The organism is Dietzia sp. B19, from assembly GCF_014145155.1.
GTDB classification, from domain to species: Bacteria; Actinomycetota; Actinomycetes; order Mycobacteriales; family Mycobacteriaceae; genus Dietzia; species Dietzia natronolimnaea.
The window spans coordinates 1-1740 of sequence record NZ_JAALED010000244.1 but is presented as its reverse complement, the minus strand read 5'-3'; the positions used below and the strand labels follow the sequence as shown (position 1 = coordinate 1740).

At 71.5% G+C, this 1740-nt stretch carries 2 protein-coding genes and 1 pseudogene; all 3 read left to right on the top strand.

From position 1 onward, the window contains the following. Nucleotides 1-296: pseudogene (locus G6020_RS07940) on the top strand (phosphoglycerate mutase); the annotation flags it as partial. Nucleotides 297-402: 106 nt separating this feature from the next. Next, entirely contained in the window at nt 403-1212 is an 810-nt protein-coding gene (locus G6020_RS07935; RefSeq protein WP_182610255.1) for an alpha/beta fold hydrolase, read from the top strand. A gap of 14 nt (nt 1213-1226) precedes the next feature. After that, the coding region (locus tag G6020_RS07930; protein WP_182610254.1) for an MMPL family transporter at nt 1227-1740 on the top strand (514 nt) is incomplete at its 3' end.

Below are 1740 nucleotides of genomic sequence, written 5' to 3'. Positions count from 1 at the left end.
ACCGGGCGGCCGCGGACGCGGCGATCGCGGACGCGGCGGCGCGGTCCGGGTCCGGGCGCACGACGGTGGTGGTGAGCTCGGCCGGAACCATCTCGTTGGCGGTCGCGGGCCTGTTGGCCGATCCGGAGGGCGTGGTGGGGTTGTGGACTCGCCTGCAACGCGTGACCGTCAACACGGGAGTGGCCCGCGTCGTGGTGGGTCGCGGCGGGATGACCTGCATCGCGGTCAACGAGCACCAGCACCTGGAGCGGGCCGCCGGGCCGGAGGACCCGCGGGGTCTGATCACGCTGCGGTGACCCGGCTTCCGATCCCCTCGAGGTGACCGAAGGGTGGCGCCGGCCGCCGTATCGTACGACTGTGGCGGCCGGACACGGCGGCCGTCCGACTGTCAGGAGAGCCCCGATGCCCACATTCCAGCGCGGTCACACGACCATCGCCTACACCGACACCGGCGTGCCCGCCGGTCGTGAGGACGCTCCCGTGGTGTTCTTCGCCCACGGTCTGCTCTTCTCCGGGTGGATGTTCCAGCACCAGATCGCCCACCTGCGGGACAGGTACCGGTGCGTGACCATCGACTTCCGTGGGCAGGGCGACTCGCCCCGCGCGCTCGGTGGGTACGACATGGACACGCTGACGGTGGACGTCAGCGAACTCCTGCGGCACCTGCAGATCCCCGTGGTCAACTTCGTCGGCCTGTCCATGGGCGGCTTCGTCGGGATACGGCTCGCGGCCCGCAACCCCGAGATCGTGCACTCCCTCACCCTGCTCGACTCCGCCGCCACCGCGGAGGAGCCGGCCAACCGCAGCAAGTACAAGACCCTGTCCAAGGTGTACCGCGTCGCCGGGATGAAGCCGCTGCGGTCCCGCGTGGCGCCGATCATGCTCGCCGACGGCAACCTCTCGGCACCCTGGGTCGAGGAGTGGATGGCGATGCTCGAGCGCACCGACCGCGCCGGTCTGGTCAAGGCCATCGAGTCGGTCGCGGACCGGGATCCGTGCGAGGACGAGGCCATCCGGATCATCGCTCCGACGCTGGTCGTGGTGGGTGCGGAGGACGCGGCCACACCGCCGGACAAGTCGCGCCGGATCGCCGAGCTCATCGCCACCACGAGCTTCCACGAGATCCCCGGTGCGGGTCACTCGCCGACCATGGAACGGCCCGACGAGGTCAACGCCATCCTCGAGGCGTTCCTCTCCGAATACAACGCGTGAGGGCGAGGGAGACGATGACAACCGGGAGCACCGCGACGGACAGTGACGCGTCCACCGGAGGCTGGGTCGGCGTGCTGACGGGGAAGCTCACCGCCTGGCTGATCCTCGCGGCGGTCCTGCTCGTGTCCGGCGCCGTCTTCGCGCTCGCGTCCTCCGAGGGCGCGTCCGAGGCACCCCAGACGTTGCCGGACACCTCCGAGGCCGCCCTCGTCTCCCAGATCCAGCAGGAATTCCCCGACGCGGGGTCGGTGCCGGCGGTACTGGTGGTCACCAGGCAGGATGGTGGCGAGCTGGGCCCGCAGGGGATCGCCGCGGCCGTGGGGGCGGGTGAGCGGATGGCTGAGGTCGTCGGCGCCGCGCCCCAGGGACCGATCCCCTCCGAGGACGGCGCCGCCGCGCTGTTGCTGGTGCCGGTCGAGGCCGAGTCGATCTCCAACGAGCAGGGCAGCGAGCTCGTCCGCGAGATGCGCGACGCCGTCGCCGACGGCCTCGACCCCGGTCTGGAGGCGCAGCTCACCGGCGGGCCCA